This window comes from Pseudomonas sp. FSL W7-0098 (assembly GCF_005930585.1).
Classification (GTDB): Bacteria; Pseudomonadota; Gammaproteobacteria; order Pseudomonadales; family Pseudomonadaceae; genus Aquipseudomonas; species Aquipseudomonas bubulae.
Window position 1 is genome coordinate 375237 of the sequence record NZ_RXHW01000001.1, and the last position, 25813, is coordinate 401049.

At 58.8% G+C, this 25813-nt stretch carries 19 protein-coding genes and 3 pseudogenes; 14 read left to right on the top strand and 8 right to left on the bottom strand.

Translation table 11 applies throughout. The features are described from left to right. Positions 1–164: 164 nt before the first annotated feature. Entirely contained in the window at positions 165–926 is a 762-nt protein-coding gene (gene cobF / locus FHL07_RS01740; RefSeq protein ID WP_095019966.1) for a precorrin-6A synthase (deacetylating), read from the bottom strand. A gap of 85 nt (positions 927–1011) precedes the next feature. On the opposite strand from cobF, the gene FHL07_RS01745 reads away from it, so the two are divergent. The 8 genes and pseudogenes from FHL07_RS01745 to FHL07_RS01780 all read left to right on the top strand — a co-directional run bounded on the left by FHL07_RS01745 (position 1012) and on the right by FHL07_RS01780 (position 10474). Continuing rightward, positions 1012–1947, top strand: coding sequence for an AraC family transcriptional regulator (locus FHL07_RS01745; RefSeq protein ID WP_138738093.1), 936 nt, complete (start codon positions 1012–1014; stop codon positions 1945–1947). A gap of 140 nt (positions 1948–2087) precedes the next feature. Continuing rightward, a complete protein-coding gene (locus tag FHL07_RS01750; RefSeq protein ID WP_095019968.1) occupies positions 2088–3398 on the top strand; it encodes an ABC transporter substrate-binding protein in 1311 nt (436 codons plus the stop codon). Between the two features lie 111 nt (positions 3399–3509). Continuing rightward, positions 3510–4443: pseudogene (locus tag FHL07_RS01755) on the top strand (carbohydrate ABC transporter permease). Between the two features lie 7 nt (positions 4444–4450). Further along, positions 4451–5284 (top strand): carbohydrate ABC transporter permease, encoded by an 834-nt coding sequence (locus tag FHL07_RS01760; RefSeq protein ID WP_095000298.1) that lies wholly within the window; start codon positions 4451–4453, stop codon positions 5282–5284. A gap of 22 nt (positions 5285–5306) precedes the next feature. Next, positions 5307–6410: an ABC transporter ATP-binding protein gene (locus FHL07_RS01765; protein WP_138738004.1), complete on the top strand. Its 1104-nt coding sequence runs from the start codon at positions 5307–5309 to the stop codon at positions 6408–6410. A gap of 17 nt (positions 6411–6427) precedes the next feature. Then, entirely contained in the window at positions 6428–7903 is a 1476-nt protein-coding gene (locus FHL07_RS01770; RefSeq protein ID WP_095000300.1) for a mannitol dehydrogenase family protein, read from the top strand. Positions 7904–8036: 133 nt separating this feature from the next. Continuing rightward, on the top strand, positions 8037–9530 hold the full coding sequence (xylB, locus tag FHL07_RS01775; RefSeq protein ID WP_138738005.1) for a xylulokinase: 1494 nt from the start codon (positions 8037–8039) through the stop codon (positions 9528–9530). A gap of 5 nt (positions 9531–9535) precedes the next feature. Then, positions 9536–10474, top strand: a complete 939-nt coding sequence (locus tag FHL07_RS01780) for a carbohydrate kinase family protein (RefSeq protein WP_095000302.1) — start codon at positions 9536–9538, stop codon at positions 10472–10474. Between the two features lie 118 nt (positions 10475–10592). Here FHL07_RS01780 and FHL07_RS01785 read toward each other — a convergent pair whose 3' ends face one another. Further along, positions 10593–11894 (bottom strand): OprD family porin, encoded by a 1302-nt coding sequence (locus tag FHL07_RS01785; protein WP_095000303.1) that lies wholly within the window; start codon positions 11892–11894, stop codon positions 10593–10595. A 282-nt stretch (positions 11895–12176) separates the two neighbouring features. Here FHL07_RS01785 and FHL07_RS01790 point away from each other — a divergent pair. Continuing rightward, positions 12177–13028: pseudogene (locus FHL07_RS01790) on the top strand (sensor histidine kinase); the annotation flags it as partial. Between the two features lie 72 nt (positions 13029–13100). Then, a complete protein-coding gene (locus FHL07_RS01795; RefSeq protein WP_083369510.1) occupies positions 13101–13376 on the top strand; it encodes a peptidylprolyl isomerase in 276 nt (91 codons plus the stop codon). A 61-nt stretch (positions 13377–13437) separates the two neighbouring features. Here FHL07_RS01795 and FHL07_RS01800 read toward each other — a convergent pair whose 3' ends face one another. From FHL07_RS01800 to FHL07_RS01815, 4 genes are all read right to left on the bottom strand, one after another. After that, complete coding sequence (locus tag FHL07_RS01800) at positions 13438–15690, bottom strand: ATP-dependent DNA helicase (protein ID WP_138738006.1); 2253 nt, start codon at positions 15688–15690, stop codon at positions 13438–13440. Next, positions 15687–17336, bottom strand: a complete 1650-nt coding sequence (locus FHL07_RS01805) for a VRR-NUC domain-containing protein (protein ID WP_095019974.1) — start codon at positions 17334–17336, stop codon at positions 15687–15689. Before FHL07_RS01805 ends, FHL07_RS01800 begins: the two co-directional genes overlap by 4 nt. A 152-nt stretch (positions 17337–17488) precedes the next feature. Next, positions 17489–18952, bottom strand: a complete 1464-nt coding sequence (locus FHL07_RS01810; protein ID WP_138738007.1) for a hypothetical protein — start codon at positions 18950–18952, stop codon at positions 17489–17491. Between the two features lie 307 nt (positions 18953–19259). Beyond that, complete coding sequence (locus FHL07_RS01815) at positions 19260–20282, bottom strand: zinc-dependent alcohol dehydrogenase family protein (RefSeq protein WP_095000308.1); 1023 nt, start codon at positions 20280–20282, stop codon at positions 19260–19262. A 278-nt stretch (positions 20283–20560) separates the two neighbouring features. On the opposite strand from FHL07_RS01815, the gene FHL07_RS01820 reads away from it, so the two are divergent. Continuing rightward, the gene (locus tag FHL07_RS01820; RefSeq protein WP_095000309.1) at positions 20561–21475 is read left to right on the top strand and encodes a LysR family transcriptional regulator; all 915 of its coding nucleotides are present in this window, start codon (positions 20561–20563) and stop codon (positions 21473–21475) included. A gap of 29 nt (positions 21476–21504) precedes the next feature. Here the strand turns inward: FHL07_RS01820 and FHL07_RS01825 are convergent, their stop codons facing one another. Further along, a complete protein-coding gene (locus FHL07_RS01825) occupies positions 21505–22716 on the bottom strand; it encodes an MFS transporter (protein ID WP_138738008.1) in 1212 nt (403 codons plus the stop codon). A 116-nt stretch (positions 22717–22832) separates the two neighbouring features. On the opposite strand from FHL07_RS01825, the gene FHL07_RS01830 reads away from it, so the two are divergent. The 3 genes from FHL07_RS01830 (at position 22833) to FHL07_RS01840 (ending at position 24363) form a co-directional block, all read left to right on the top strand. Beyond that, positions 22833–23441: a flavin reductase family protein gene (locus FHL07_RS01830; RefSeq protein ID WP_138738009.1), complete on the top strand. Its 609-nt coding sequence runs from the start codon at positions 22833–22835 to the stop codon at positions 23439–23441. A gap of 259 nt (positions 23442–23700) precedes the next feature. Continuing rightward, on the top strand, positions 23701–23862 hold the full coding sequence (locus FHL07_RS01835; protein WP_095031598.1) for a DUF2986 domain-containing protein: 162 nt from the start codon (positions 23701–23703) through the stop codon (positions 23860–23862). A 3-nt stretch (positions 23863–23865) separates the two neighbouring features. Next, positions 23866–24363 carry a GNAT family N-acetyltransferase gene (locus tag FHL07_RS01840; RefSeq protein ID WP_138738010.1) on the top strand — a complete coding sequence of 166 codons (498 nt, stop codon included), beginning with the start codon at positions 23866–23868 and terminating at the stop codon, positions 24361–24363. 65 nt (positions 24364–24428) lie between these two features. On the opposite strand, the pseudogene FHL07_RS01845 reads toward FHL07_RS01840, so the two are convergent. Further along, positions 24429–25792 (bottom strand): annotated as a pseudogene (locus tag FHL07_RS01845) (MFS transporter). Positions 25793–25813: the final 21 nt, after the last annotated feature.

The window sequence follows — 25813 nt, forward strand, 5'->3', positions numbered from 1 at the left end:
ACACACAAGAACCCACGGTAACAACGCAAACAGGCAAGATGGGCTTTCATAGCTGACTCATGTAAACGACGCAATACAGGAGCCGAACTGTAGGCAGCTGTATCAACTTGACGCCATAATCTAATTCTACAAAACATGTACGAAAAAGACTTCGACGCAACTGCCTATTCACTCAGGCGGGTGCGTCTGCGCAGCAGATACGTGTCCATTATCCAGCCCTTGCTTGCTCGGGCAGTACTGCGGGCCTGCTTGATCTGCTCGCACACTTCGCTCAGTTTGCCCGCGATCAGAATCTCGTCCGCAGTGCCGATATAGGCGCCCCAATAGATATCGACATTTTCATCGACAAAAGCTTCAAAGGCACAATGTGCGTCGAGCATGACCACGACATTATCCAGATCCTCGGCCACCAGCTTGCGTCCGGTGGTGATGCGGATCGGCTGGCCGATAGTGTTGAGCGCAATGCGATGGCGCGCGGCCAGGGCCTGTACACTGCTGATACCGGGGATCACCTCATGCTCGAAGTCGCTGCAGCCCCCGGCCCGGACACGGTCGAGAATACGCAAGGTGCTGTCATACAGCCCCGGGTCGCCCCACAACAGAAAAGCCCCGCATTCGCCATCGGCCAGTTGGTCTTCGATCAAGTGGGTAAACACTTCGGCCCGCTGTTGGTGCCAATCCTCGACGCCATCGGTGTAGCACGCCGTTGAGCTGTCACGCTGCGGGTCGTTGACCTGCACCACACGGTAGCCCGGCTCACGGATATAGCGCTGGCAGATCTGCAGGCGCATGCGCACCAGGTCTTCGGTGGCCTGGCCCTTGTCGAGCACAAACAGCACATTGGCGCGATTCAGCGCGTTGATCCCCTGGACGGTGATGTGCTCCGGGTCTCCGGCGCCGATACCGATCAACAACAGTGTTTTCATCCTGTAATACCCTCAAATCTGACTGGACTTAACCGCAGGAACCGGCATGATCCACGCCATAACAAGACTGACGACGGCCCAGCCCATGACCCGCTCCGCCCGCGCCACAGACCCGTCCTACGAACTGATGGACGACCACAATGGCCTGTCGATCATCTATCGCCAGCATGGCTTCCCCTGTCCGCTGGTGCGCTGGCACTTCCATAAGGAATACGAGTTGCATCTGATCGTTGCCAGCAGCGGCAAGGTGTTTGTGGGCGACTATATCGGTAATTTCCACCCTGAAACATTATTCCTCACCGGGCCCAACCTGCCTCATAACTGGATCAGCCAGGTGGCCGGTGACGAGGTGGTGCCCACCCGCGACATGCTGGTCAACTTCACCGATGAACTGCTTGAGAACGCCGCCTCGGTACTCACCGAACTCAAGTCCCTCACGCCAATGCTTGAACGGGCGCGCCACGGGATCGAGTTCCGCTGTAAAGCCACGATCCGCAAGGCTATGGATCTGATGCAGGCAATTGCCGGCTCCAGCGGCATCACCCGGCTTGGCCATTTCCTGATCCTGCTGGAACTGCTGGCCGGCTGTGATGACTACCAGCTGCTGTCTGGGGTCACCGCCGGAAATCTGGCCGACGAGCAGACCATCGATCGCACCAACCGGGCCGTCGACTATATCTTCAGCCACTACACCCGCGAGCTGCCGCTAGAAGAAGTCGCCGACTACATGGGCATGAAGCCCACCTATTTTTCCCGCGTATTCAAGCAAGCCACAGGGCGCTGCTTCATCGAGTTCGTCAATCGACTGCGCATCAGCAAGTCCTGCGAGTTACTGGCCGATGGTCAAAAGCCCGTCACAGACGTGTGTTTCGAGTCAGGTTTCAACAATATTTCCAACTTCAACCGTCGCTTTCAGCAACTCAAAGGAATGACCCCGTCACACTATCGTCGCCTGGCGGTGCAGCGTTTGACCGAGCAAAACCAGCGTGCACCGAGTGAACGCCTGCGCAGTGCAAAATAGTATCGATTGATGTGCTTCCAGTGATTTGTCACGCCGGTGATTGAGGGCTGTAATCGGCCCAGGCGCTTGCCCCGTGCGAGCCGCTATAAAAACAATAACCGTCCTTCAAAAGCCGCCAGGCCGCTGAAGTGGAGTGCTCAATGAATATTCCTGTCAAAGCGTTATGTGTCGCCACGTGCATGACCCTGAGTGGCATCAGTTCAGGCGCGCAAACCCTGACCATTGCCACGGTCAACAACAGCGACATGATCCGCATGCAAAAGCTGGCGAAAACCTTCGAGAGCGAGCACCCCGAGATCAAGCTCAACTGGGTGGTGCTGGAAGAAAACGTATTGCGCCAGCGCCTGACCACGGACATTGCCACCCAGGGCGGACAATTTGACGTGCTGACCATCGGCATGTACGAAGCCGCACTCTGGGGTGCCAAGGGCTGGCTCGAGCCCATGACCGACCTGCCCGCCACCTATGCCATCGACGATGTGTTCCCGGCGGTTCGCGACGGCCTGTCCGTCAAGGGCACGCTCTATGCCCTGCCGTTTTATGCCGAAAGCTCGATGACCTATTACCGTACCGACCTGTTCAAGGATGCCGGGCTGAGCATGCCCGAGCATCCGACCTGGGAGCAGATCGCCGGCTTTGCCCGCACCCTCAACAAACCTGACCAGGAACAATACGGCATCTGCCTGCGCGGTAAGGCGGGCTGGGGTGAAAACATGGCGCTGATCAGCACCATCGCCAACGCCTACGGCGCGCGCTGGTTCAATGAGCAATGGCAACCGGAGTTCAACGGGGCCGAGTGGCAAAATGCCTTGAATTTTTATGTCGGCACACTGAAAGCCTCAGGCCCGCCGGGTGCGACCAGCAATGGTTTCAACGAAAACCTGGCGCTGTTCAACAGCGGCAAATGTGCGATCTGGGTCGATGCCAGTGTTGCTGGCTCGTTTGTCACCGACAGTAGCCAGAGCAAGGTCGCCGAGCATGTCGGCTTTACCTTCGCCCCCCATGCTGTGACAGATAAAGGCAGTGCCTGGCTGTACTCCTGGGCACTGGCCATACCCACCAGTTCCAAAGCCAAGGACGCCGCCAGGACATTCAGCACCTGGGCCACGTCCAAAGAATACGGTGCACTGGTAGCGGAAAAAGACGGCATTGCCAATGTACCCCCGGGCACCCGTGCCTCGACCTATACCGAGGCGTACCTGAAAGCTGCACCCTTTGCCAGGGTCACCCTCGAGTCCTTGAAAGTTGCCAACCCTCAGGACCCGACCCTCAAGCCCGTCCCTTATGTGGGTATCCAGTTGGTCACCATTCCGGAGTTCCAGGCGGTGGGCACCCAGGTTGGCAAGCTGTTCAGTGCCGCGCTGATTGGCCAGACCACCGTGGACCAGGCTCTGGCCGCGGCCCAGCAGAGCACCGAGCGTGAAATGAAGCGGGCGGGTTATCCCAAGTAGCACTGCCAACACCAAACTCTGGTCTGTGGGAGCGAGCCTGCTCGCGAATACCGCGTCGACTCCTTCGCGAGGAGGCTCGCTCCCACGCAAAGCAATTCAGGTGTATTGACGATGACGACTTCGACTGTTATTGCCGCGCTCGCCGCCCCGCCAACGGGGCGGCGTCCGCGTCTGTTCAATCCCGGCTGGTTTCTGGTAACGCCCTCTGTGGCGCTTCTGTTGCTGTGGATGATCGTGCCACTGGGCATGACCCTGTACTTTTCACTGATCCGCTACAACCTGCTCTATCCCGGCGAAAACCAGTTCGTGGGGCTGGAGAACTTCACCTACTTCCTCACCGATTCGGGCTTCCTGCCCGGCGCAACCAACACTTTGCTGCTGGTTGGCAGTGTGCTGCTGATCAGCGTGGTGCTCGGCGTACTGATCAGCGCCCTGCTCGAAGCCAGCGAATTCATGGGCCGCGGCATCGTAAGGGTGCTGTTGATCTCGCCGTTTTTCATCATGCCGACCGTGGGCGCGCTGATCTGGAAAAATCTGATTTTCCATCCGGTATCCGGTATCCGGCGTCCTGGCCGCCGTGTGGAAGTTGTTTGGCGCCCAGCCGGTGGACTGGCTGGCGCACTACCCGCTGCTGTCGATCATCATCATTGTGTCGTGGCAATGGCTGCCCTTTGCGATCCTGATTCTGATGACCGCCATGCAGTCTCTGGACCAGGAACAAAAAGAAGCCGCGCGGCTGGACGGTGCCGGCCCCATCGCGATTTTCTGGCACCTGACCTTGCCCCATCTGGCGCGCCCCATTGCCGTCGTAGTGATGATCGAGACCATCTTTCTGTTGTCGGTGTTCGCCGAAATCTTTACCACCACCAACGGCGGCCCGGGCTATGCATCCACCAACCTCGCGTACCTGATCTATAACCAGGCGCTGGTGCAGTTCGATGTGGGCATGGCCTCGGCCGGCGGTTTGATCGCCGTGGTCATCGCCAATATTGCCGCCATCATTCTGGTGCGCATGCTCGGCAAAAACCTGACAGACAAGCCGTGAGGGCTCAGTGATGACACTTCAACAATCGCGCCGCCTGCAAAGCCTGCTGCTGGGCACCCTGGCCTGGGCTATCGCCATCCTGATCTTTTTCCCGATCTTCTGGATGCTCCTGACCAGTTTTAAAACCGAACTCGACGCCTTTGCCACGCCGCCCCAGTTCATTTTCACGCCCACGCTGGAGAACTACCTGCATATCGAACAGCGCAGCGGTTACTTTCACTTCGCCTGGAACTCGGTGGTGATCTCGTTCACTGCCACGGCCCTGTGCATGCTGATCGCTATCCCGGCGGCCTACTCGATGGCGTTCTACGAAACCAAGCGCACCAAGGGCACGCTGCTGTGGATGCTCTCCACCAAGATGCTGCCGCCAGTGGGTGTACTGATGCCCATCTACCTGCTGGCCAAGAGCTTTGGCCTGCTGGATACACGGGCGGCACTGATCATCATCTATACCCTGATCAACCTGCCGATCGTGGTGTGGATGATTTACACCTACTTCAAGGATATTCCCAAAGACATCCTCGAAGCCGCACGGCTGGACGGCGCCACGCTGTGGCAGGAGGTGGTGCGCGTATTGCTGCCGATCAGCAAGGGCGGCCTGGCTTCAACCCTGCTGCTGTCGCTGATCCTGTGCTGGAACGAAGCGTTCTGGTCACTGAACCTGACCTCTTCCAGCGCCGCGCCTCTGACTGCACTGATCGCGTCCTACTCCAGCCCCGAGGGCCTGTTCTGGGCCAAGTTGTCGGCCGTTTCGACCCTGGCCTGCGCACCGATCCTGATTTTTGGCTGGATCAGCCAGAAGCAACTGGTGCGCGGTTTGTCCTTCGGCGCAGTCAAATAAAAATACTGATTGGAGGCCCACTATGGCCAACCTGAGAATCAACAATCTGCACAAGGGCTTTGAAGGTTTCTCGATCATCAAAGGCATTGATCTTGAGGTCAACGACCGTGAGTTCGTGGTATTTGTCGGGCCGTCGGGCTGCGGTAAATCCACACTGCTGCGCCTGATTGCCGGGCTTGAGGAAGTGACGCACGGCACCATCGAGCTGGACGGTCGCGACATCACCGAAGTCAGCCCGGCCAGGCGCGACCTGGCCATGGTGTTTCAAACCTATGCCCTGTACCCGCATATGAGCGTGCGCAAAAATATGTCGTTTGCCCTCGACCTGGCAGGCGTGCCCAAGGCCGAAGTGGCAAAAAAGGTCAACGAAGCCGCCCGCATTCTGGAACTGGCACCCTTACTTGAGCGCAAGCCCAAACACCTGTCCGGTGGTCAGCGTCAGCGCGTGGCCATTGGCCGGGCGATTGTGCGCAACCCCAAGATCTTCCTGTTTGATGAGCCGTTGTCCAACCTCGATGCCGCGCTGCGGGTGCAAATGCGTCTGGAACTGGCACGCCTGCATCAGGAACTGCAAGCAACCATGATCTACGTGACCCACGATCAGGTCGAAGCCATGACCCTGGCCGACAAGGTGGTGGTGCTCAATGGCGGCAGGATCGAACAGCTTGGCTCACCGCTGGAGCTGTATCACCACCCCGCCAACCTGTTTGTTGCAGGCTTTCTCGGCACACCGAAAATGGGCTTTTTGAAAGGCCGGATCAGCCGCGTTGACAGCCAGGGTTGCGAAGTCGAGCTGGACGCTGGCACCCGTATCCAGTTACCCCTGAGCAGCCCTGCGCTGAGCCTGGGCAGCCCGGTCACCCTGGGCATTCGTCCGGAGCACCTGAACCTGGCCAAACCCGGTGAGTGCACCCTGAGTGTGACCGCCGATGTCGGCGAGCGCTTGGGCAGCGACACCTATTGCCACGTCAATACTGCCTGCGGTGAACCGCTGACCATGCGCGTGCGCGGTGATATGGCCAGCCGCTATGGGGAGCAGTTGCAGTTGCACCTGGACAGTGAACATTGCCATTTATTCGATGCCGGGGGCCTGGCCCTGACCCGTCCATTGCGCGCAGCTGCCTGAACCCACGAGATTGCCCCATGAAACTCAATCGCCGAAACCTCGACACCCTTACCAACCTGGTGGCCAAACCCACCTACCTTGGCAGCGATACCCGGCAGGGCATTGCCCACATCGGCGTGGGCGGATTTCATCGCGCCCACCAGGCGTATTACACCGATGCTCTGATGAATCGGGGCCAGGATCTGGACTGGAGCATCTGCGGCATCGGTCTGCGGGGCGAAGACCGCAAGGTGCGCGACGCTCTGGCTGGTCAGGACTACCTCTATACCCTGTTCGAACTGGGCGACAGCGACGACACCCAAAGCCGCATCATCGGCTCTATCAGCGGCATGCTGCTGGCCGAAGACGGCATCAATGCACTGATCGACAAGCTGGCCAGCCCGGCCATTCGCATCGTTTCGCTGACCATCACCGAGGGCGGCTATTGCATCGATGACAGCAGCGGCGAATTTATGTCTGCACTGCCACAGATCCAGCACGATCTCACCCACCCCGAAGCACCGACAACCGTGTTTGGTGTGCTGTGCGCCGCCCTGGCCCGACGCCAGGCCAGCGGTATCCGGGGCTTTACCCTGATGTCCTGCGATAACCTGCCCCACAACGGCGCTGTCGCGCGCAAGGCCCTGCTGGCTTTTGCCGCGCTGCGCGGTGCTGAACTACATGATTGGATCGCTGCCAATGTCAGCTTTCCAAATGCCATGGTGGATCGCATCACGCCCATGACCAGTAACGCCCATCGTTTGCAACTGCATGACCAACTGGGTATAGACGACGCCTGGCCGGTGGTCTGCGAGCCGTTTATCCAGTGGGTACTCGAAGACAAATTTGCCTGCGGCCGCCCGGCATGGGAAACCGTGGGCGTACAACTCACCGACGACGTCACGCCTTATGAAGAGATGAAAATCAAACTGCTCAATGGCAGTCATCTGGCATTGACGTACCTGGGGTTTCTCAAGGGCTATCGGTTTGTTCACGAAACCATGGGCGATCCCCTGTTCGTGACGTATATGCGTGCCTATATGGATCAGGACGTAACGCCGCAACTGGCGCCGGTGCCCGGCATTGACCTGACGGCCTACAAGAACACCCTGGTGGAACGCTTTTCCAATCAGGCCATTGCCGACCAGTTGGAGCGCGTGTGCTCGGATGGCTCGTCGAAGCTTCCCAAGTTCACCGTGCCTGCCATCAACCGGCTGATCAGCGATGGTGGCGAGTTGAAACGTGCGGCACTGGTGGTTGCAGCCTGGGCGCTGTATCTCAAGGGGGTTGATGAAAATGGGCTGCACTATGCCATTCCCGACCCGCGGGCGGAGTTTTGCCAGGCCCTGGTGGCGGATGATGAGTTGATCGTGCAGCGATTATTGAGCGTTGAAGAGATCTTTGGCGGCGCCATTCCCCGGTCTGCCGAGTTTGTGGCTGCGTTCGAGTGGTGCCTGAACAGCTTGCGTGATGTCGGGGTGAGCAAAACCCTGGAAAATCTGCTTCATCTTTGATGCCCAGCCCAGCCCTCTCTGGCAGAGGGTGCTGAATTGAGCAGTCGCAAGTGCACCGTTATCCCCGATCAGTCCCTTATCCCTGCGGAAAGGGTCTGTTAGAGGCTTTTGATCTGGCTAAGAGCAGGTTCCCATGAGCACAACCCACTTATACCTGGGCATCGATTGCGGCACCCAGGGCACCAAGGCCCTGATCCTCGACAGCGAGTCCGGCCAGGTGCTCGGGCTGGGCAGCGCCCCACACACGTTAATCCAGGGCGCACAGGGGCGGCGCGAGCAGGATCCCGGGCAATGGCTGGATGCATTGCAACACGCCACCCGCCAGGCCCTGACCCAAGCCGGCATCAGCGGCCAGCAGATTCAGGGCATAGGCGTGTCCGCACAACAACACGGGCTGGTGCTGCTCGATAGCCAAGGCGATGTATTGCGCCCGGCCAAACTGTGGTGTGACACCGAGTCAACTGGCGAAAACAACCAACTGTTAGAATGGCTGGGCGGCGAAACCGGCTCCCTGGAGCGGCTGGGCCTGGTGATCGCGCCAGGCTACACGGTCTCCAAGCTGCTCTGGACAAAACACCATCATCCTCAGATTTTGGCACGCACTGCCCATATCCTGTTACCCCATGACTACCTGAATTTCTGGCTGACCGGACGCTGCTGCAGCGAATACGGTGATGCGTCCGGCACCGGTTATTTCAACGTGCGCACTCGCCAGTGGGATCGCGAACTGTTGCATCATATCGATCCCGACGGCCATCTGGAGCAGGCGCTGCCCGAGCTGATCGAGCCCCGCCAACCGATCGGGCGTATCCGCCCGCTTATCGCGCAGCTGCTGGGACTGAACCCCGATGCCGTGGTATCCAGCGGGGGCGGCGACAATATGATGGCAGCCATCGGCACCGGCAATATCGAACCCGGAATCATCACCATGAGCCTGGGCTCGTCGGGTACGGTGTATGCCTTTGACCCGCAGCCACAGGCCCGCCCTGAGGCCTCAGTGGCCAGCTTCTGCTCGAGCACCGGCGGCTGGCTGCCGCTGATCTGTACCCTGAACCTGACCAATGTCACCGGTGCCGTGCGCGAGCTGTTCGGCTTGTCTCTGGAGGGTTTCAACCAGATGGCCAGGCAGGCACCCGCAGGCGCAGAGGGCGTCAGTCTGCTGCCCTTCCTCAACGGCGAGCGGGTGCCTGCCCTGCCCGATGCCACCGGCAATTTTCAGGGCCTTACACTGACCAACATGACCCAGGCCAATCTGTGCCGCGCAGCCATTGAAGGCACCACCTATGGCTTGCGCTATGGCCTCGATCTGCTGCGCCGCAACGGCCTGCAAAGCCACGTCATCCGCCTGGTAGGCGGCGGTTCAAAAAGCCCCCTGTGGCGCCAGTTAGTGGCCGATATCATGGCCACCCCGGTAGTCTGCCCTGAGCAGAGCGAAGCCGCCGCACTGGGGGCTGCAATTCAGGCTGCCTGGTGTGTGGCTGCTGACTCACCGACACTGGCTGATCTGTGCCGGCGTTGCGTGCGCCTGGATCCTGCGGGTGAAACCCGGCCCGAGGCCGATAACGTCCGGGCCTACGAACACCTCTATCAACGCTACCGACTACAGGTCGCAGCCTTAACCGAGTAAATGTTATGTATCTGGTATGCGGAGAAGCCTTATTCGATTTTTTTGCCCGGTCGCCTGAGAGTACGCCGACGGGCCAGGTGGACTTCAAGGCCATTGCTGGCGGCTCACCCTTCAACGTGGCGGTGGGCCTGCGTCGCCTGGGCGTCGACACCGCACTGTTTGCCGGGCTGTCGACCGACTACCTGGGCCAGCGGCTGAAACAGGTGCTGGTGAATGAAGGCGTGAGCACGCGATACCTGCATGATCTGGACGCGCCCACCACGCTGGCCATGGTCGCGCTGGATGCCAACGGCTCGCCCGCCTACAGCTTTCGCGGTGAGGGCTGCGCCGACCGGCAATTGCACGCCCATCACCTGCCGCTGCTGGGGCCCGAGGTGCGGGGTGTGCATGTGGGGTCTTTTTCGTTGGTGGTGCAGCCGGTGGGCGATACGTTGCTGGCACTGGTCAAGCGCGAGAGCGGGCAACGGCTGATCAGCCTTGACCCCAATGTGCGCCTTAATCCAGAGCCGGACATCGAACGCTGGCGTCAGCGGATCAAGGAACTGATCCCCTATGCCGATGTGATCAAGGTCAGTGATGAAGACCTGGAGTTGCTGTACCCCGGACAGGACGCGCAGGAAATTGCCCGGTCATGGCTCAACCATCGTTGCCAACTGGTGTTTTTGACCCGGGGCAGCCAGGGCGCCAGTGTGTTCAGTCGCGAACATGGCCAGCGTTCGGTGCCCGCCAGCCTGGTGGAGGTAGCCGATACCGTGGGCGCGGGGGATACCTTCCAGGCCGCAGTGATTGCATGGTTGACCGGGCATGGGCTGGACTCGATCGAAGGCATACAGGGCCTGAGTGCGGTGCAACTGGACGCCCTGCTCGACTTCGCCAGCCGTGCCGCAGCCCTGACCTGCAGTAAAACCGGCCCGGACCTGCCCTACCGCGAACAGCTGCTATAACCGTTGTAGCCGCTGAGGAGCACAACGAGGCTGCGATAAGGGCCGCAGGACCTTCAATATTTCAGGGTCGCTGCGCAACCCATCGCCGCCTCGCTGCGCTCCTCAGCGGCTACAGCACTTACCAGATCGACAGGTTATAGCTGACGATCAAACGGGTCTCATCCACGTCACGGGCAAACTGGGAGTAGTTGGTGCGGTAGGTGGCATTACGCAAGCGCAGGCTGACGTCCTTGAACGTACCGCTTTGCACGATGTATTTCAGCTCGCTGTCACGCTCCCACTCCTTGCCCTCTTCGCTGCTGCCCACCACCTTGATATGGTCGCCATTGACATAGCGGGTCAGGAACGACAGACCGTCGATGCCGATGGCTTTGAAGTCGTAGTCGTAACGCAGTTGCCAGGAACGCTCCTGAGCGTTGGCAAAGTCGTTGACCTGCAGGTAGTTGACCAGATACGGGTTGCTGCCATCCAGGTACGGCATTGAAGTATCGCCGTTCATGCGCTGCCAGCCAGCACTGATCTTGTGCCCGCCCAGTGCATAGCCGAGCATGGCGCCCAATGCGCGGTTGTCGATAGTGCCAGCTTTGGCCGAACCCGAGTCATCACTTTTCAGCAAGCGCACATCGGCGGACAACACACCAGGACCGACCGGTTGATTGGCCTGCAAACCGACAAACTGCTGGCGATAGATATCCTGCAATTCACCGTAGTGGTATTGCGCAGTCAGATGCTCGTTAACCTTGTAATCCAGACCGTACATGCTGAAGTGATCAGCGGTGATATTGCAGCCATAACGCTTGTTTTTGCAGTTCAGGCGCAGGTCCTGGGAGTCGGTGGAGTCCCGGGCGGTATAACGGTCAAGGCGCGAGGCCATGAACTTGAGATCCCTGATTTCCTGGGATACCAGCATGGCGCCATTGAACATGTTTGGCAGTAAACGGCCATCATTGTATTTGAGCAACGGCAGATCAGGCAGCAGCGCGCCGTATTTGAGCACGGTGTCGGATACGCGCATTTTTGCTGTCAGGCCAAATTTGGCGTACTGATCCTTGGAACGACGCGGGTCGCTGCCGGTCGAAGGCAGCAGGCCACTATTGCTGTCGGCCGGGCTGGAATCCAGCTTCAGGCCCAGCATGCCCAGTGCATCCAGGCCAAAACCGACGGTGCCCTCGGTATAGCCCGATTGCAGATTGAGGATAAACCCTTGCGCCGTTTCATCGCGCTTGGAGGCGCCCTGGGGGTTTGAGCTGCTACCATCGCGAAAATCGCGATTGAAGTACACCGTACGTGCTTCCAGTCTGGCGCTGCTGTCTTCAAAAAAGCCGCCGGCCTGTGACGGTGCGGCAAAGCCGGCACACACTGCCAGCGCGCCCAAGTGTGCTACCCGGCGATGCGCCAACAATGAAAAAGGATGAACCATGTACAAGCTCCAGCAGCCAATCATTGGCAGGGTGAAAACGACCGAAGACACGCTCGGATACAAAGTGAGCGTCCTCAATCAAAAAAAGGGGCGCAATTGTACGAAAGGCTAAGCTGGAGCCTCATTCGACCTTAGTCGCACGGTCAAGACCGGGCTTTGCAGCAAGGCTGACAGCCTTGTACCGGTATGCGGCCTTAAACAGACCGACTTACAGATTCAAATTCAGGACCTACCATGCCAATCAAGAGTTCAAGGCGCCACCAACGCTTGCAGGCCAGCGCCACCGAACAAGCTTTGCTTGAGCTTAACGAAACCCTTGAGGAGCGTGTGGCCGAGCGTACCCGGGCATTGGCCGAGGCCAATATGCAATTGCAGCTCGAGATACAGGAGCGGGCCCGTGCCGAGGAAGCCCTGCGCCACGGGCAAAAAATGGAGGCGGTAGGGCAATTGACGGGCGGCATCGCCCATGATTTCAATAATATGCTCACTGGCATTATCGCCAGCCTGGACCTGATGAAACGCTACATCGCGGCAGGCCGTATTGATGAGGTCGAGCGTTTTGCCGATGCCGCCGTCAACTCTGCGCAGCGGGCGGCCGCGCTGACCAACCGCTTGCTGACGTTCTCCCGTCGCCAGTCGCTGGATCGCAAGCCGCTGGACCCCAATCAGCTGGTGAAATCACTGCAGGAATTGTTCAGCAGCAGCAAAGGCGCGAATATCGACCTGATCCTGGAACTGGGGCAAAACATCTGGCCGGTCAATACTGACAGCGGCCAGCTCGAAAGTGCCCTGCTCAATCTGATGATCAATGCCCGGGATGCGATGCCCGACGGTGGCACCCTGGTAGTCAAAACCGCCAATCATTACCTCAATGCCAGCGATCTCGGCACTCTGGAATCAGTCAGCTCCGGGGATTACGTCATGCTCGAGGTCAGTGACAACGGCACCGGTATGAGCCCGCGGGTCCTCGCCAGGGCCTTTGACCCGTTTTTCACCACCAAGCCCGTGGGCCAGGGAACCGGGCTTGGGCTATCGATGATTTACGGCTTTGCCCAGCAGTCCGGCGGGCATGTCAGCATCAACAGCCTGAGCGGATGCGGCACCCGTGTGTGCTTGTACCTGCCGCGCCATCATCACCCGGAGGCGAAAACTCAGGCATAATCCGCGACCGCGCACTATGCCCCACTGTTCCAAGGTACAGATCACATGAAAGCTCAAGCCCGCCATATTTTGGTGAAAACAGCCGAAGAGGCCGAATCGCTCAAACAACGCATCGCCAAAGGCGAAGCCTTCGATGTGCTGGCGAAAAAATTCTCCACCTGCCCGTCAGGCAAACGCGGCGGCGATCTGGGCGAAGTGAGGCCCGGGCAGATGGTTGGCATCATTGACCAGATCATCTTCAAAAAACCGCTGCGGGTGGTGCATGGCCCGGTCAAGAGCAAGTTCGGCTATCACTTGGTGCAAGTCTTTTACCGCGACTGAACAGCCCCCTGCCCTCTGACGGCACCCTCGAAGACAGGGTTTGGGGTACTCGAGATTTCGGTCACTGCAGTCGCCACCAGCGCGGCAGCAGTTGCTGCACCTTCGGCTCGGCAAAACGGTCATCAATCAGAAACAGCGTGCCCTGATCGCTCTGGGTGCGAATTACCCGGCCGGCGGCCTGCACCACTTTCTGCACACCCGGATAAAGGTAGGTGTAGTCATAACCGGCGCCAAACCGTGCCGCCATGCGCTGTTTGATCTGTTCATTGACCGGATTCAACTGGGCCAGACCGAGGGTGGCGACAAAAGCACCAATCAGCCGCGCGCCAGGCAAATCAATGCCTTCACCGAATGCCCCGCCCAGCACGGCAAAACCGACGCCCTGACTGGTCAGGGTGAACTGGTCGAGAAAGTCCTGACGTGCTGCTTCGTCCATTCGTCGTGCCTGCAGCCACCGTGATATCGACGGATGGCGCTCGGCCAGTAGTTCGGCAACCTGTTGCATATAATCAAAACTGCTGAAAAACGCCAGATAGTTGCCCGGACGCTGCCCGAACTGCCTGGCAATCAGCTCCACAATCGGCTCCAGCGAAGCCTGACGATGGACAAAACGGGTGGATATGCGGCTCACCACCTGCACGTCCAGTTGCTCGGCGCCAAATGGCGATTCGACATCCATCCACAGCGCATCCTCCGGCAAGCCCAACAGATTGGCGTAATAGGTTTGCGGGCTGAGGGTGGCGGAAAACAGCACATTGCTGTGAGCACTCGCCAGACGCGGGCCGATAAAACCGGCAGGCACAATGTTGCGCAGATTGAGTTGCGAGAGGCGCCGCTTGCCGCCTTCAACCAGACTGACGTCGAACAGGAAATTGTCATCGAACAACTCCGCCACCCGATTGAACTGCAAGGCTTCGAAGTAGAACGCCTGCAGGTTTCCCGCCAGCCCATGGGGGTGATCGTTGAGGTAATCGCCTATGGCGGTGATGCAGGAAGACAAGGCATTCAGCCATTTGGCTGGCAGTTGCGGGTATGCCTGATAGGGGCCCGCCTGCGCCTTGTGCAGGGCACTCCATTCGCGGTCAAGGCGTTTGAAGGGTTTGTCCAGCGGTGCCGGAGCCGTGTGCCGTACGCTGTTGAGGGTCTGCTGATCGAGGCTTGCGCTGTACATCCCGCGCGCCCGCTCGACCAGGTTATGGGCTTCATCCACCAGGGTCCCGACCCGCCATTGGTTGGCCTGGGCCAGACCATAAAGCAAGGCACTGAAGTCGAAGTAATAGTTGTAATCGGCAATCACCAGATCAGCCCAGCGCGCCATTTCCTGACTCAGGTAATAAGGACAGACCTCGTGCTCCAACGCGACATTGCGCAGGCTCTTCTGATCGAGGGGGGTTTGGCCAATCGCAGCCCTTCGCGCAGCGGGTAAACGATCGTAGAAGCCTCTGGCCAAAGGGCAAGAGTCACCATTGCAGGCGTTTTGCGGGTATTCACAGGCCTTGTCTCGCGCCACCAGCTCCAGCACCCGCAACGGAGCGTCCTGCCCTTCGGGAAAAAGCACCTGCATCGCATCGAGGGCGAGTTTGCGCCCCGGCGTCTTGGCCGTCAGAAACAGCAGCTTGTCGAGCTGCTGGCCGGGCATGGCCTTGAGCAACGGAAACAGGGTACCGATGGTTTTGCCGATCCCGGTAGGTGCCTGGGCCATCAGGCAGCGCCCGGTGCTGACGGTCTTGTATACCGCCTCTGCCAAAGTCCGCTGCCCGGTTCGAAACTGCTTATGGGGAAAGGCCAGGGCACGGGCGGCAGCATTCCTGGCCGCACGATGGGCCATTTCCTGCTCGGCCCAGGCCAGGAACAACCCGCATTGCAGCTCGAAAAATTGCTGCAGGTCCGATGCTGACCAGGTTTCCTGCAGGCGGGTTTCCTTTTCACTGATAATGTCAAAATACACCAGCGCCAGGTCAACCTGTGGCAACTGCAGGCTCTGGCACAATAACCAGCCATAGACCCGGGCCTGAGCCCAATGCAGTTGACGGTGGTTGGCCGGTATTGCAGTGAATTCGCCGCGAAAGGTTTTCACTTCTTCCAGGACATTGGCCGCGGGGTCATAACCGTCTGCACGACCGCGTACGCTCAAGGCGCCGAACTGTCCTTCCAGGCTCAGCTCCGCCTGATACTCCGGGCTGCGCCGCGATGCAACCGTGCGATGCCCGGCTATGCCCTGCTGCGCCGTGGGCGAAGGGGTAAATCGCAAGTCCAGATCGCCAGTCTTGGCGGTGAATTCACACAAGGCACGCACTGCAACGCGATAATTCACCCTTGCAGCTCCTGCCATTGCACATAACACACGGTCACCGGCATCCCGTGCTCTTCACAAAAGGCCAGCCAGCGCAGTTGGTTGTCCTGCAGACGGTCACCCGGGCCTTTGACCTCAATCATGCGATAGGTGTGTTGCGCCGTAAAAAACTGGATCAGGTCGGGCATACCGCTGCGATTGGCCCTGATATCCAGCAACAGACGCCGAAACCAAAGTTTCAAGTGCGCAGGGGGCAAACACCGTAATGCCTCTTCCAGCAGGTTCTGATTCAGGTGATTCCAGGCCACGAAGTTAGACTGCACGCCAAATTTGGCAGCATAGGTGTCGCGGATAGTGGTCAGGTAACGGCCATCATCGAGCTGCGCCAGGCAAGCCTCGAACCTGTCGGCACGCTGCTGATAGAAATCATCTTCCAGCATGTCTGCCGGACCACTCTGATACGGGTGAAAAAAGGCGCCCGGCAAGGGTGCGAAAATCGCCGGCCAACACAGCAGACCGAAGAGCCCGTTAACCAGGGTGTTTTCCACGTAATGCACAGGCGCTGCAGCGCTGTGCAAGTGCGCGGCAGCCATTAGCTCGACACTGGCCGCTTCGTCCCGTGGCAGGCTCAGGTCGAGCCGGTCGGGTGCCATTGCCTGGGCCACGGGCAATGGCGCCAAGCCCAGCTTGCGGCGCAAGCGCGGGATGATTCGTCGCAGATGCTGAAGCTCGGCATCAGTCAGTGGGGCCTGTTGCGCGTCTTCGGCCAGCTGCAATGCCGGTGCATAGTGCGCCTGACGTTCGAGCACGCGAATGCTGCGCTGGCGTGCCTCGGGGTGCAGGCTGTGCTGATAGACCTCCAGTGCCCGCGTCAGATCCCCTGCCCGCTCCAGATGCTGACCCAGCTGAAACAACAAGCGCCCGCGGCGCCGTTGCAGCCAGCGGTTGCCTGCCTGGTAGTCGAGCACCTGTTGCAGCACGGCAGCGGCATCGCCACTGAGCTCAAATTGCTCGCGACAGGCATGGAGCTGCAAATAGCCCTCTATATCGGCCCGGCACCCCAGAGCACGGGACTCGTGGCTGAAATCGACCTTCTCATAGGTAAACAGGCCGAGGTCGGCCAGTACCAGATCGGACCAGCTCTGCCCCAGGTTGCCAAAAAACATCAGCCGCAGGCGGTCACACAGCGCTCGGTGGTTGAGGGTGTAAAGCGGCTCGGTAAGGCCGGGATGCCATTGGGAAAGGGGTTGGCGCTGGGTAAAGTCGGCAGCCAGTTGCTCGAACCAGTCCGTTTTTTTACCCTTGGGTTGCGTGATACGGGCACTGAAACAGGCCAGGATTTCCGCTTTTTGCAGTACATCAAACACGTCGGCCAAGGCCAAGGGCGCCTGATTATCCAGCCAGCCAAGGGCCAGCAAGGGGGCCGCCGCCAGCGCGGTATCACCGATTTCCGGGTAATTGAGCCTGCCGGCCCGGAAGTGATCGCCCTTGCGCATGATCATGCGCACCCACAGCGCTTGCGAGGGGCCGGGTAATTGGGCAAAACCTGCGATAAACCGTTGCTCGTCGACAGTCAGCACGTCTTCATAACGGGCAGCGATCCAGTCAAGCACATGCCGGAAGTTTTTCAGGTAGTAAAACGGGTCTTCGAGGGGATTGGAAATCACAGGCAGAACTAACCACTGAGCATGAATACTGGATATGCGTACAGATATCAGTTTGCCCGGGGCTCTGGCAAATTCTATTGGATGAGCGGTGCGTTCGCCGGGTCCCCGCCAGCAGGCCGGGGTGGTACTCACCCGCCCCCAAACCACCTGCCTTAGCCCGCAAGTACTGGGTGCCAGAGTTTTTTGCTTGGGTCGTGAGCGCACAATGTGGCAATCAGGGTGTTGCTTGTTCTCACGTCTGTTTTTTCCATTTGATAAAGCGCTTGCAACGATGCAAGGGGCAGTCCGCTTACAGACTCCAGCCAGGCGATATCGACCTGCGAAGAGCTGTCCGGGTCCATCAGTACCCGTCGAAACTCGTGGATGTATTGCAATTTTTCGGGGTAGCAGTTTTGTAGAAAGGACTCCAGGTCATCGGCTTTATTAACAAAAGGCGAACATATAAAGCAGCCCAACTGTTCATTATTGACACCGTGCAGTTCACCCAGGTACTGAGTGGCGACACCGTGCAACTTTCTAATTCGTTTCGGTGTATTGAACGAAGCGCCGAGCCTCTTTATCAATTGACCTTTAAACCGTTCATTGCACTGATTTTCCAGCGATGCACGGCGCAAGTAAGCATCCGCACCGACACTGTATTCCACCCCGTACTGGTAAGTGCCACGCAAACCCTGGAGGTGGGCAGCCACTAACACGACCGCCGCTTGCGGCTCTTCAATGTCCAGCATTTTTATATTCCATGGTCCCTCCACAAACATCAGTACCTGAGAACTCAACACGTCCGCTTCGTGGCATAAACAATCAAAAATATTGATCACGTCAATATCATTGCTGCCGCCACTGATTGCAGAAAACTCACCCCGATACGCGGGAGGCAATTTCAAGAACTCTTTATAGTCATCATCCAGCTTGCTGCACAACTTGACTGCGTTTTCAAAGCTTTCATGGTCATCACCCGGCGGTGCATGCCCGTGCTGCTCTGCAACCTGCTGGATCCACGTCACGTATTGCCCCAGATGGCTGGGCGGGCGCCGGTCAATCAGGGCGTCCACCCTGGCGCCCCATCTGCATGCCTGACGGTACAGCTTGGCCCGGGCCAGCAGGTCGGAGTAAAAGAATGTCGCTCTGGCGTCGCCTTGGGTCAGGTGTCCTGACATCAGCACCTGAGTACGATTCATCACCGAAGGCAGGCTCTCGAAAACCGTCTGTTTATGCAGCCTGGTTGTACTCTGCTCATCGACAATCAACAACTCGACACGCATATCTTCATAGATAAACAACTCGTTGCACTGGGTCTGAATTCGCTCCATCACATTGGCGGTCATGCGTGGCTGGCGCAGTATCGCAATGCGCAACTTGAACGTCTCTGGCGAGCGCCCGGCAATACTCAGTTGTGCGGCGCGTAAAAAAGCCAATGTATAGGCACACTCCTTGCCGCCCTCATGAACCACCATTACCCGGTAATTCCCTATGCGCTCCACGCCACCGGCCGCCACTAATAAACGTTGAATCAACAACTGCAATGCAATGCGCTCGGGACGACTGAAACACCCCAGAAGCCGATGCAGAACTTGTTGATACACAAAGCCCATGGCCTGTTCATGAAAGTTGTTCATGGATTATCCTCCGGATCGAGCTTCTTATTATCAGCACGCCCAATTAGACGCGCCCAGATTTACTGCAACTCTTGGACCCGGAAGAGACGAGACGCACATACGCACAGGAAGAAACCTACAAAAACCACTCAATAGAATACATGCTTTCTTATGCTGCACTCTTATGACATGTTCTTCAGCCGCACTTTCTTTCTGGATAAAGCAAACCAAAAGTCCGCTGGGGCCAGACACAAAAAAACGCGGCCCTGAACACTATGTTCAGGGCCGCGTTTATGAGACGGGAAGTTTTGCGCAGCCTTGTCAGGCTTCAGGTCGCAGCCACTTGCAAAGCAACTCGCCCCCGGCACGGACAACCATCCATATAACGATGGGCTTCTACAAAGTCCTCAAAAGGGAACACCTTGATCTCCAGCGGTGTGAGCACCCGGTCAGCAGTTAGCTGGTTGATATCACGCAAGGCACGTTTCATCGCCTCTTCGTCCTGTGCGATACCCAGCTCGGGCTTGCCAGTGAAGTTACCGATGCAGTGCACGAAGAACTTGATGTTCTTCTGAAAGCACGCACAGCCCGGAAACCCTGTCTGGTTACCGCCTTGCAAACCATACAGAACAAGGCTGCCACGAGGCGCCAGGACATCACCCAGCACTGACATTTGCGGGCCACCCAGACCATCGAGCACCACATCCACGCCCTTGTTGTCGGTGATCTTGTTGATCTGCATCAGCAAGTCCTGCTCTTCGGTGACAATCACCTTGTCGGCACCCAGTGCCAGCAGGCACTCGCGCTCACTGGCGTCCTTGGTCGCAGCAATCACCTTCAGGCCCATCGCCTTGCCCAACTGCACGAACGAAGGACCGGCGCAATGGCTGGCATCGGTGATCAGTACGGTCTGCCCGGGCTTGACCTGGGCCAGATCGACATATGCGAAATAGGCGATCAACAGCGGTGTGTAATGTACGCTGGCCTCTACCGCAGACAATACGTCCGGGTAGCGGGTCAGCGTGGAGCGTGGCATCAAAATCAGCTCGCCATAGGTCGGGTAGTCATTGGCGCTCTGGCCCGGAAAGCTGGCGACCTTGTCACCAATCGCCAGATCATCAACCCCGGCACCGACGGCGGTGACGATACCTGCCATTTCATGGCCGATACCCGCAGGCAAACGGGCGTGGCTGGGGGCCAGGTTCTGCCGCCAGAGCACGTCATACCAGCTGATGCCAATGGCTTGAACACGGACCTGCACTTCGCCGGGAGCAGGCGCGGCGACTTCGTGCTCTTCGCACTTGAGCACCTCGGCCGGACCAAACTTGTGAAAACGGATCGTGCGCGACATTACCAACCTCGCCTAATTAATCGCTAATACCACGGGACTTTATCCGGGCTTTGTGCGCAAGACTAACAGACAGCATTAATAGTCGACATGCCTGGCATTGATCCGCCGACAGGTTTACAGCGAGCAGAAGCCCTGAAAAACCGGGGAAACCACCATAAACAGGAGTTAAACCTCCTACAGTCAAGCAAGAAAGAAAATCTACCGAGTGACGAAAAAACAGTTTTGCCAGTAAGATCCGTTACCTCACTACCTGTTGAACCGACTGCGAAGCCTGCCCGATGAACCGTAACGACTTGCGTCGCGTCGATCTGAATCTGCTGATCGTCTTTGAAACCCTGATGCATGAACGCAGTGTGACCCGTGCAGCCGAGAAGCTGTTTCTGGGCCAGCCGGCCATCAGTGCGGCGCTGTCACGCTTGCGCAATCTGTTCGACGATCCGCTTTTTGTCCGTACCGGGCGCAGCATGGAGCCGACTGCCCGGGCGATCGAGATCTTTGCCCTGCTCTCGCCTGCCCTTGACTCGATTTCCACGGCGGTGAGCCGCGCTTCAGAGTTCAACCCGGCGACCAGCACCTCAGTGTTTCGCATCGGCTTGTCGGACGATGTCGAATTCGCCCTGCTGCCGCTGCTGCTCAAGCGCTTGCGTGCAGAAGCACCGGGTATCGTCCTGGTTGTCCGCCGCGTCAACTACATACTGATGCCGCCACTGCTGGCCTCGGGCGAGATTTCGGTGGGCGTCAGCTACACCAGCGACCTGCCTGCCAACGCCAAGCGCAAAGTACTGCGCCGTAGCCGTCCCAAACTGTTACGTGCCGACACCATGCCCGGCCCCCTGAGCCTGGACGACTTCTGCGAACGCCCCCACGCACTGGTGTCGTTCGCCGGTGACCTGAGCGGGTTTATCGATACCGAACTGGAAAAAATGGGCCGCAAGCGTCATGTGGTGCTCGCCGTACCGCAGTTCAATGGCCTGAGCACCCTGCTGGCAGGAACCGATATCATCGCCACCGTGCCCGACTACACGGCCGAAGCCCTTACCGCGGCGGGTGGCGTGCGCGCCGAAGACCCGCCGCTGGACACCCAAAGCTTCGAGCTGCATATGGCCTGGCGCGGCGCCCAGGACAACGATCCCGGGGAGCGCTGGTTGCGATCACGGATTCAGATGTTTTTCGGGGATCCGGACAGCCTTTGACACCTGCAAGGCGCAGGAGCAATTACCACTCACCTGGCAAATTCCTGCTGTGACTGAGCCTGTGCTGCAACATTCAGCGTGCGCAGGCCAAGCAATACAATCAGCACCATCACCGCTCCCGCGACAATAGGAACGGCAAAACCGGCGCGGGCGCCCCAGGCGTCGATCACCAGGCCTGCCACCACCCCGCCGAATGCCACGCCGATGCTGATGCCGGTGGACATCCAGGTCAGACCCTCAGTGACCCGCTGCGGCGGCAATATAAGCGTGCCCAGGTTCATGACAATCACCATGGTTGGTGCGAAAGACACCCCGGAAACAAACAGCAACAGGGCCAGGACATAGACACCGGATGAAAAAATCGGCAATACCGCAGTGATGGCCGTGACCAGAATCCCGATAAAAAATTGCTGTGCCATGGGCATGGCAATTCTGAAAGCGCCAAAGGCCAGACCGGCAATCAATGACCCCAGAGCATAGGCGGCAAGGATAAAACTGGCAGATGCCGGCCAGTCATGGGCGTTGGCAAAGGCAACCACGGCCACATCGACGGAGCCGCCGATAACGCCCATGCCCAGCAAGGCCAGGACAATGGTAGGCAGCCCCGCAAGACGCCAGGTCGAGCCTGTATGAGTGCTGGCCGATTTGATGATCTGTGGCTCAGTCTGGCGCTGCATCACAAACGCCGTAACGCCCACCGCCAGTAGTACGGCCACCGCCAGGGGCCCGGCTTCGGCAAACAGCCCGGTGCTCAGGCCAATCGCCAGGGGCGGCCCCAGGATAAAGGCCATTTCAGTCAGCACGGTATCCAGGGAGAACGCGGTATGCAGCAGCGACTTGCCGCGAAAAAGCTGGGTCCAGCGCGCCCTGGTCATGGCCGGCATGCTTGGCATGGTGCCTGCCAGTGCCGCCAGGACAAACAGCAACGGTGCGTCGGCACGCAGATGTGCTGCGGCGATCAACGCCAGCAGCATGGCGATGCTGAATGCGGTGAACACCGGCAGCACCCGGCGCTGGCCCAGCCGGTCGACGCGTTTTGATATCTGCGGCCCCACCAGGGCATTGGCCAGGGTAAAGGTTCCGGCCACCGCCCCGGCCAGCCAGTAAAGCCCTGTTTGCTGCACCAGCATGGTGATGATGCCGATGCCGATCATTGCCTGCGGCAAACGGGCAATCGAACTTGCCACCACCAACCCCATGACGCCAGGTATTGCCAGAAGTTCGCGGTAAGGGTTGGCCATGGTTATTCCTGTTCAAAGACGCTTCAGATAAAGAATCCAGCGTCGTATCCTTCTGGCGATAAGTCAAAGCCGGCGGCCTTGACCGCACTTTAAAACTGCCCGATTGCGGAGCCACAATGCACGAACATATTGCAGCCGTCCCTCTGGACAAAGCCTACCGACTGCTTAATCACGGCCCGACGATTCTAGTCTCGTCCCGCCATGCAGGGGTGCAGAATGTCATGGCAGCAGCCTGGGCATGCGCCCTGGACTTCGACCCGCCCAAGTTGACCGTGGTGCTGGATAAAAACGTGAAAACCCGCGCCTTGGTGGAAAACAGCGGGGTCTTTGTGATCCAGGTACCTACCGTAGCCCAAATCAGGCTGACCAGCCTGGTCGGCAGCGTCAGCCTGGTCGATGACCCGGACAAACTCGAGCATTGCGCGGTGCAACTGTTCGAGATGCCTGGTCATGACCTGCCATTTGTTGAAGGTTGCTCAGCCTGGCTGGCCTGCAAGTTGATCCCCGAACCGCACAACCAACAAACTTACGACCTGTTTATCGGGGAAGTGGTTGGGGCCTGGGCCGACACTCGCGTTTTCAGCGAAGGTCACTGGCACTTTGAAACGGCCGACCCGACCTTGCGCAGCCTGCATTACATCGCCGGAGGACATTACTACGCTATCGGCCAGGCGCTGGATGTGGATGTGGATGTGGATGTGGATGTGGATGAGAGCAATCTGTAGAGGCGCTTCCTGTCGTTGCGGGCAATATTCTGCAGTCCTCTTTGCCCTGCACACAGAAGAACAAGGCAAGCGTGTGCTAGCAACGCTGCCAATCATCAATTCAATGCCACAACTAACCGTGTAACATTCACCTACTCCAGCCAGCCCATCACGGCTCCCGCATGGGAAGCCGCAGACCGCTCCACTCTCTGCAACAGCATGAGCCTGGCTATTTTTTCAAGCTGACACCGTTCAACAACTTACAAACCGGGTAACAACCATGAACCGTCGTAAAAAAATCAACCAGATATTGAAGGCCAATGCCAAGAAGGCCAACGCCAAGCTGGCCCCGAAGAACAAGAACCCGTACATCAGCAAGGCTGACCGCCTGAAGCTGGCCGAGCAATCGGAGCAGGACACCACAACAACCACTGGGGATTAAGCCATGGTCATACCCGAGCCCCTCTTCAGGCAGGCAACGCCCCAGGATGCCGAATCCTGCTATCAGATCGAGGTTTCGGCCTATGAAGGCGATGAAGCAGCCACCCTGGAGAAGATCCGAACGCGAATCGCCCAGTATCCCCAAGGGTTTCTTGTGCTTGAGCAGGCTGGGGAAATCGTCGGGTTTATCAATAGCGGCTGTGCCTACAACGTCGTGATGTCGGATGAGGCTTTCAAGGAGCTGATCGGCCACGACCCTGTTGCACCCAATGTGGTAATCATGTCCGTAGTGGTTGCCCCCGCACACCAGGGCAAGGGCTTTGCCAGGCTGCTCATGAATGAGTTTGTCAGGCAGATGAGCAACCAGGGCAAGCACTCGATCCATCTGATGTGCAAAGAACAGCATGTACCTCTCTATACCGGCATGGACTATCAGTACGTCCAGCCATCGCCCTCCGGGCATGGCGGCATGGCCTGGCATGAAATGGTCATGGCGCTCTGACGGCTGAGAAAGCTTGCCGGATCAATAGCCCACCGCGAGAGTCCTACTTTTGACTCTCCCGCACCTCAAGCCTGTCCGGGCTGCTGCATCAAACGCAGGCCACTGGCCAACGCACCCGCCAGGGCAAAAGCGCAGCCCAGCCACAATGCATGGTACGGGCCGCTGACCGCAGACAAGTGAAAGCACAGCGCCACCAGTGACGCGCCCAGTGTCTGCCCGAGCAACCGCGACGTGGCGACAATGCCGCTGGCACCACCACTACGGGCCAGCGGCGCACTGGTCATGATCGCCTTGAGGTTGGGCGACTGGAAAAACCCGAAACCGGCGCCACACAACGCCATGCGCCAGCCAATATCAAAGGTCGAAGCGCCTTCGCTCAATAACGCCAGCGCTGCCATGCCTGCGCTCAACATCAACAGGCCGATGCCGCACAGCAGTGCCAGCGATACGCGGTCCGCCAGACGCCCGGCAATCAGCGCCATAACCGCTACCACCGCGGGCCACGGCGTCATCAAAAAACCGGTAGCCACCTGGCTGTGGCCAAGCGCCGTCTGCAACAGAAAAGGCAACGAAACAAACGCCAGCCCCTGGGCGCTGAACGCACAGATTGCGGTCAGAGAGGACAAGGCAAACAGTGGCCGCTTGAACAGATCAATCGCCAGCATCGGTGCCGGATGCGCAGCCTGACGGCGCATCAGCCATACCCCGCACACCAGCGCCACGCCGATCAGCCCCAGGCTTAAATCGCCCTCGGCGCCATGTACCGCCGAACCCAGCCCCAGCACCAGCAAGGCAAACAGCCCGGCACACAAAATCGCGGCCAGCCGGTCAAACGCGTGTCCGCTTCTGGGAATTTCCGGCAGCGAGCGCAAGCCCAGTACAACGGCCAGCAGTCCCAACGGTACATTGATCAGGTACAGCCAATGCCAGGTCGTCACCGACAGGATGGCCGATGCAGCCGTTGGCCCCAGAGTGAAAGCCAGCCCCACCACCAGCGAGTTATAGCCCAGCCCCTGCCCAGAATTTTTGCCGGATAGATGTGGCGCAACAACGCGATATTCACACTCATGATCGCCGCAGCGCCCAGCCCTTGCACCACCCGCGCGGCAGTCAGCGTGGGCAGCGACCACGCCAGGCCGCAGAACAGGGAGGCCAGGATAAACACCAGCAGGCCGCCGAGAAAAACCCGGCGATGGCCCAACACGTCACTGAGGGAAGCAAACGGCAACACCGCGGCAATGGTCGCCAGTTGGTAAGCGTTGACTACCCAGATGACCGAGGCGGAGTCAGTGCCGATGCCTTCGGCCAGGGTTGGCAAGGCGGTGTTGATGATGGCGGTATCGAGGGTCGCCATGCCAATCCCCAGGGAGATCGCGATCACGGCAGGCAGGCGTTTGTTACTGGGCAAACCATCGACAACTGAAGACATGAGCAATCCGCGTACACGACA